3 protein-coding genes and 1 rRNA gene are annotated in these 6,491 nt (G+C 64.9%); all 4 read right to left on the bottom strand.

What is annotated here, in order from left to right:
* Window positions 1–453 (bottom strand): 16S ribosomal RNA (locus ACWCIA_RS07805); the annotation flags it as partial.
* A gap of 435 nt (window positions 454–888) precedes the next feature.
* Window positions 889–3,291, bottom strand: a complete 2,403-nt coding sequence (locus tag ACWCIA_RS07800) for a TIM-barrel domain-containing protein (RefSeq protein WP_454162071.1) — start codon at window positions 3,289–3,291, stop codon at window positions 889–891.
* A 36-nt stretch (window positions 3,292–3,327) separates the two neighbouring features.
* Window positions 3,328–4,938 carry a phytoene desaturase family protein gene (locus ACWCIA_RS07795; protein WP_454162069.1) on the bottom strand — a complete coding sequence of 537 codons (1,611 nt, stop codon included), beginning with the start codon at window positions 4,936–4,938 and terminating at the stop codon, window positions 3,328–3,330.
* An 86-nt stretch (window positions 4,939–5,024) separates the two neighbouring features.
* Window positions 5,025–6,341, bottom strand: coding sequence for an MFS transporter (locus ACWCIA_RS07790; RefSeq protein WP_454162067.1), 1,317 nt, complete (start codon window positions 6,339–6,341; stop codon window positions 5,025–5,027).
* Window positions 6,342–6,491 lie beyond the last annotated feature (150 nt).

The raw sequence follows: 6,491 nt of genomic DNA, 5'->3' as shown, positions 1-6,491 counted from the left end.
CTGCCGTTTCTTCCCTGACAAAAGAGCTTTACAACCCGAAGGCCTTCTTCACTCACGCGGCATTGCTGGATCAGGCTTGCGCCCATTGTCCAAAATTCCCCACTGCTGCCTCCCGTAGGAGTCTGGACCGTGTCTCAGTTCCAGTGTGGCTGGTCGTCCTCTCAGACCAGCTACTGATCGTCGCCTTGGTGAGCCTTTACCTCACCAACTAGCTAATCAGATATCGGCCGCTCCAGGAGCACAAGGCCTTGCGGTCCCCTGCTTTCATCCTTAGATCGTATGCGGTATTAGCGTAACTTTCGCTACGTTATCCCCCACTCTTGGGTACGTTCCGATATATTACTCACCCGTTCGCCACTCGCCACCAGGCCGAAGCCCGTGCTGCCGTTCGACTTGCATGTGTAAAGCATGCCGCCAGCGTTCAATCTGAGCCAGGATCAAACTCTTCAGTTCAATCTCTGTTTGTCGAAACCAGATTGCTCCGGTTTCGAACCCCTCCCATTGGTCGGGGTTCGCTCACTCAAGATACTGACCGTCGCCTCATTGCTGAGACAACGTTAATACTTTTGTGAACATTTGATAATTTAAGTAATCAAGACCGAAGTCTTGGCACCCTCATCAAACGCCCACACTTATCGACTGTTAATTGTTAAAGAGCTTGTCTTGTGTTGCCTTGCTGCATTCTGCGAATCGTTTTGTTCGTCAGCAGCAGAGAGATGAGATTATGCAGTGTTTCGTTTGCGTCGTCAATCTCTTTTTTACCACCCCCGCAATTCGTAGCGCACTTGAGACAGCCCCAACTACTTGATTCGTCGGGTGTTTCGGTGCGCTTACTGCAGCGGGAGGAGAATTATAGCGAACCGCGACGGCGGTCCGCAAGAGTCTTTTTTACAGAACGACCACCACCTTCGCATTCTGCTTGCTGCGTGCAGGAACTTTTATTTCAAGTAATTTATGGGCGCGATTCCAGCTTGAAACAACGACGCGGCCGTCGATCGTCACCGAACGTGGCTTTGCCTGCACGTTGTGTACCTTCAGCCTGAAGCCACGCTCGGCAGCAACATAATCCTTGCCCGTTTCGGTCTCGAAGCCGATTTCCAGCCGCCCGTCGGTATACTTGCCGGCGAAACGGACGATCTCGTATTTGCCCTGCTCGTAGGCCTTGGCGGTCTCGCCATCGTCGTCGTACAGCCGGCCGTTCGACGCCTCGACCGAGGCATGATGGTAATAGTGCAGGTCCAGCTGGCGGCCCGTGTAGTCGCGCGTGCTCTGCACCACCTTCGCCATCGGCACGAAGGCGCCGGCGCGCACGAACACCGGGATGTGCGCTTCTTCCGGCTTCACCACTTCCAGAATGCCGCCGCGATGCTGGGCATCGGTATGGAAGTCGAACCAGACGCTGCCGGCGTTCGGGAAATACACTTCCTGGCGCGTCGCGCCGGGCTGCACTACAGGAGAGACGAGGAAATCCGGGCCCCACAGGTAAGTGCCGGCGCGTTCGACCGGCTTGCCGGAATCGGCCTCGGCAAACATCAGCGGGCGCATCAGGGGCATGCCAGTCTGGTTGTTGTCGAAGGCAATCGTATAGTTATAGGGAAGCATCGCATAGCGCAGCCAGACCGCCGCCCGCGCCAGCACCTTGGCGCGCGGCGAGCGGAACACTGGCTCCGGCGCCACCTCTTCCTGCGCGTGCGGACGGAACACCGGCTGGAACACGCCGTACTGCAGCCAGCGCACATACAGTTCGTCGTCGAGTATCGCGCCGGCGAAACCGCCCAGGTCGGAGTGCATGTAGGCCAGGCCTTGCATGCCCATTTGCAGCGAGATCTCCATCTGCGACTGCAGGCCGCCCCAGCTGCGGCTGACGTCGCCGGACCAGGGGATCATGCCGAAGCGCTGCGAACCGGAGTAACCGGCGCGCATGAGGATGAAGGGGCGCTCATTCGGGAATTCCCTCGCGTAGCCTTCGGCGATCAGGCGCGCCCAGTCGTGACCATAGATGTTGTGTACCTTGTTGGCGGGGCCGTTCGCATGCTGCAGCCCTGCCGGGTGCACTTCCGGCTCGCCCAGGTCGCCCCACCAGCCGCTCACGCCGCCCTGCTTCAGGTTCTTGTAGATGCTCCAGAGCCAGTCGCGGCCCTCCGGCTTGTACAGGTCGATGAGCCCGGTGTTCCCGAAGTAGAAATCGTAGGTGTACGGCTTGCCGTCCGCGTCCGTTGCGAGCACCTTGCGGTCGACCGCTTCCTGCCAGCGGCGCGAAGTGGTGAGCACGAAGGGTTCGCTGATGACCACGGTCTTCACGCCCTTCTTGCGGAAGTCCGCCATCATCTTCTCGGCGTTCGGGAAGGTGTCGCGGTCCCATGCCAGGTTGCCCATTGTCCCCTTGACCTCCTTGCCGAACCAGTACAGGTCGAGCACGACGGCGTCGAGCGGGATGTCCTCGTCGATGAACCTGTCCACCACGGCGCGCGTCTCGGCCTCGCTCCGGTAGCCGAAGCGGCTGGCGAAGTTGCCAAAGGCCCAGCGCGGCGGCAGGGGCTGGCGTCCGGTCAGGCCGGTGTAGCCCGCCATCACCTCGCCCCAGCTGTCGCCGGCGACCACCTGGTAGGTCTTGCGCCCGCCGATCACCTCGTAGCGCAGGCTGCCGTCCTTGCGGCTGTCGAAATCGAGCCAGCCGACCTGCGGATTGTCGAAGTGGATCGCGTACTTCTTCGACGACAGGGCGACCGGGATTGTGTAGTTCAGCAGTTCCGAGCGCTCGCCGTAGCCGTAATGGGCCCTGTTGTACAGCTGGAAGCGGTGGCCGCGGCGGTTCATGCCGACCGCGCGCGCGCCGGCGCCATACAGCGCCTCGCCATCCTCGAGCGCGAACTCGATGGTTTCCAGCTTTCCTTCGCCCCGGCCCGCTTCATAGCCGCGCTTTTCCGCCACCAGTGGCTTGCCCTTGTAGGCGTAGCTGATCCTGAACGGCTGCCGCTCGATGGTGACGGCGATGCCCGAGGTGGCGAAGCTCAGGCGCGCGCCCTGGTCTTCGAACGTGACCGGCACCTGTGCCGGCGCCTGCACCACGGCATGCGAGACCGGGTCCAGGCGTTCGCCGTGCGGGACGAAGGTGGTCTCGACGATGTTGGCCGAATACGGCCGGATCAGGTAGCGGCCGTCGCTGGTGGCCAGTTCCAGGGTATTGCCCTGGCGGCTGACGCCCTGCAGCAGGCGCTCGGCGTTCTGGGCGGCCGCGTGCGGGAGCGCGGCCAGGCACAGGGCCAGCCCTGCAAAGCTTACTTTTATCATGTCTGTCGTGTTCTGGTAGAGGACGCGGCCGCGATTCTACCTTGAACCCGCCCTGCGCCCGGCAAAGTCGCGCAGCACCTCGCGCGCCGCATTGTGTCCCGGCGCCCCGGTGACGCCCCCGCCCGGATGGGTGCCCGAGCCGCAGGTGTACAAGCCGGCGACAGGCCCGCGGTAATCGGCATAGCCCAGCATCGGGCGCGCCGCGAACAGCTGGTCGAGCCCCAGCGCGCCGTGGAAGATGTCGCCGCCGACCAGGCCGAAGGTCCGTTCCAGGTCCAGCGGGCTCATGATCTGCCGCCCGAGCACCGAGCGCCTGAAGTTCGGTGCGTAGCGATTCACGGTATCGATCATCAGGTCGGCGACGCGTTCGCGGTGCAGGTCCCAGCTCGATCCGTCCGGCAGCTGGGGCGCGACGTGCTGGCAGAACAGGCTGGCCACATGCTGGCCCGGAGGCGCCAGCGTCGGGTCGAGCGTGGACGGAATCACGACTTCGACGATCGGCTCGCGCGACCAGCCGCTGCTGCGCGCGTCCATGTAGGCGCGTTCCATATAGTCCAGGCTGGGGGCGATGATGATGCCGCTGCCATGGTGCTCTGCCGCCTGGGTGCCGGGCAGGCAGCTGAAGCTCGGCAGCTCGGCCAGCGCGACGTTCATGCGGAAGGTGCCGGAGCCGCAGCGCCAGGCCTGCATCCGGCGCAGGAAGTCCGGCGGCAGCGCGCCCGGCTCGACCAGCTTCGTATAGAGCAGGCGCGGGTTGAGGTTCGAGACGACCACGCGCGCGTCGATGCGCTCGCCCTTTTCCGTCACCACGCCCGTCGCCCGTCGCCCCTCCAGCAGCACCTCCGCCACCGGGCAGCCGGTACGGATCTCCACGCCGAGCGCCCGCGCGGCCTTTGCCATCGCCTGCGTGATGGCGCCCATGCCGCCGATTGCATGGCCCCAGGCGCCCTTCTTGCCGTTCACCTCGCCGAACACGTGGTGCAGCAGCACATAGGCCGATCCTGGCGTGTACGGGCTCGCATAATTGCCCACCACGCTGTCGAAACCATAGGCCGCCTTGATCGGCGCGCTCTCGAACCAGCCGTCGAGGTAGTCGCCGGCCGACTTGGTGAAGAGGTCGAGCAGTTCGCGCTGGGTCGAGACGGACAGCTTGCGCATGCGGTTGCCGAGCTGGCCGGCCTTGATCAGTTCGGGCAGCGCGGCGAGCCAGCCGCCCTCTACCCGGTTCGGCGGCGTCTGCAGGACCAGTTCGCGCAGCAGGTCCGCCGCGCTGTCGAGATGGCGCGCATAGTCGTCGAGGCGATCGGCGTCGCGCTGCGAGAACTTCGCCACTTCGGCGGCGGTCTTGCCGGCGCCGAGCTTCAGGTAGCGGCTGTCGTCGAGCGGCAGGAAGTTCGACAGCGGCCGTTCGACGACGCGCAGGCCGTGGCCGGCGAGGTCCATGTCCCCGATGACCCGGGGGTTGAGCAGGGAAACGGTATACGATGCCACCGAGTTGCGGAAACCCGGATGGAATTCCTCGGTGACGGCGGCGCCGCCGACCACGTCGCGCCCCTCGAGTACCGTGACCTTCAAGCCGGCGCGAGCCAGATAAAAGGCGCATACCAGGCCGTTGTGGCCGGCTCCGACGATGACTGCGTCACGCATCCGCTTCCTCCCTGGAGAACACATGCATTGTGCGCCAGGGATGACAAAAAGGATACCTCCCGGTATTGCGAGGTGCCGGGAGCAGCCTACTCCAGCGCGCGGTTGCGCGACTCCACGTCGACGCACAGGATGGCGGCCGCCCCGAGCCCCAGGAAGGCGGCGAGCATCGCCAGCGCCAGCGTGAAGTGGGTGGCCATGACGGGCGCCACGATGCTTGGGGCGAACAGGCCGCCGAAGCGCGCGACGGCCCCGGCCAGCCCCATCCCGCTGGCACGCAGGTCGGTGGGATAGACTTCCGGCGTGAAGGCGTACAGCGCGCCCCAGGTGCCGAGCAGGGCAAAACTCATCAGCAGGGTCGAGCCGACCACCACCAGCGTGGTGCTGCCGAAGCTGTAGAACATGCAGCCCAGGGCGCTCAGGAGCAGGAAGCCCACCAGGGTCGGCTTTCGCCCCCAGCGCTCGACCCCGTACGCGGACAGCGCAAAGCCGGGCAGCTGCACCGCCGCCAGCACGATCAGGAATTCCTGGCCGCGCATGAAGCCGAAGCCCTCGGCGCTCAGGCGCACGGGCAGGTAGACGAACACCCCGTAATAGGCGATCGAAATCAGTGCCCAGGCCGTGCACAGGGCGATGCTGCGGCGGCGCAGGCCGCCGGCGAACAGCGCCAGCAGCGGCTTCCTGGCGGCGACTTCCGGGTCGAGCCGGCCGATCGTCACCTTGCGGCCGTTGGCCTCGGCCACGCGCTGCAGCACGGCGCGCGCCTGCTCCGGCTTGCCGCTGCGGTTGAGGTACATCGGCGACTCGGGCACGAACAGGCGCAGCACGACGCCAACCAGGGCCGGCAGCCCGGTGACGAAGAAGATCACGCGCCAGGCATCGTCGCCCCAGCCCACCGCGACCAGGGCCAGCACCGCCAGCAGGATGGTGCCGACCGCCCAGAAGGATTCGAGTAGCACCAGCCAGCGGCCGCGCCGGTCGCTCGGCAGGAATTCGGCCATCATCGTGTAGTCGACCGGCAGGGTGCCGCCGACGCCGACGCCGGTCAGGAAGCGCAGCACCAGCAGCCAGGTGAAATCAGGCGCAAAGGCGGAGGCGACGCCGAAGCAGGCGTCGAGCACCACCGCCGCCATCAGCACCGGCCGCCGTCCGATCCGGTCCGCCAGGCGCCCGAAGGCAAAGGCGCCGACCAGCATCCCGACGAAGAACAGGGTGCCGGTCTGCAGCGCTTGCGGGAGACCGATGCCGAAGGTCTTCGCGATCGAGGGCGCGCTGAACCCGATGGACAGCACCTGCATGGCGTCGGCCATCCAGACCAGGCCGAAGATCATGAACAGGCGATACTGGAACTTCCCGACGCCAGCCGCCTGGAGTCCCTGCTCCACCGTGATCGGCAATGTCGACATCGTGCGCGCTCCCAATGTATTCGGATGCGCCCAGTGTGCAACAAACATGGGGCGAGAACCGTGCAATGGGAAACACAGGCTCGACGAAAAACGCGCGGGCCCGTCCACAAACGCCGGTTGCGATACAAAAAAGCGCATGCAGACGCTTCG

It is taken from the genome of Massilia sp. SYSU DXS3249, assembly GCF_053668055.1.
Note: the sequence above shows the minus strand (reverse complement) of the source record. Positions and strands in the feature narration are given on the sequence as shown.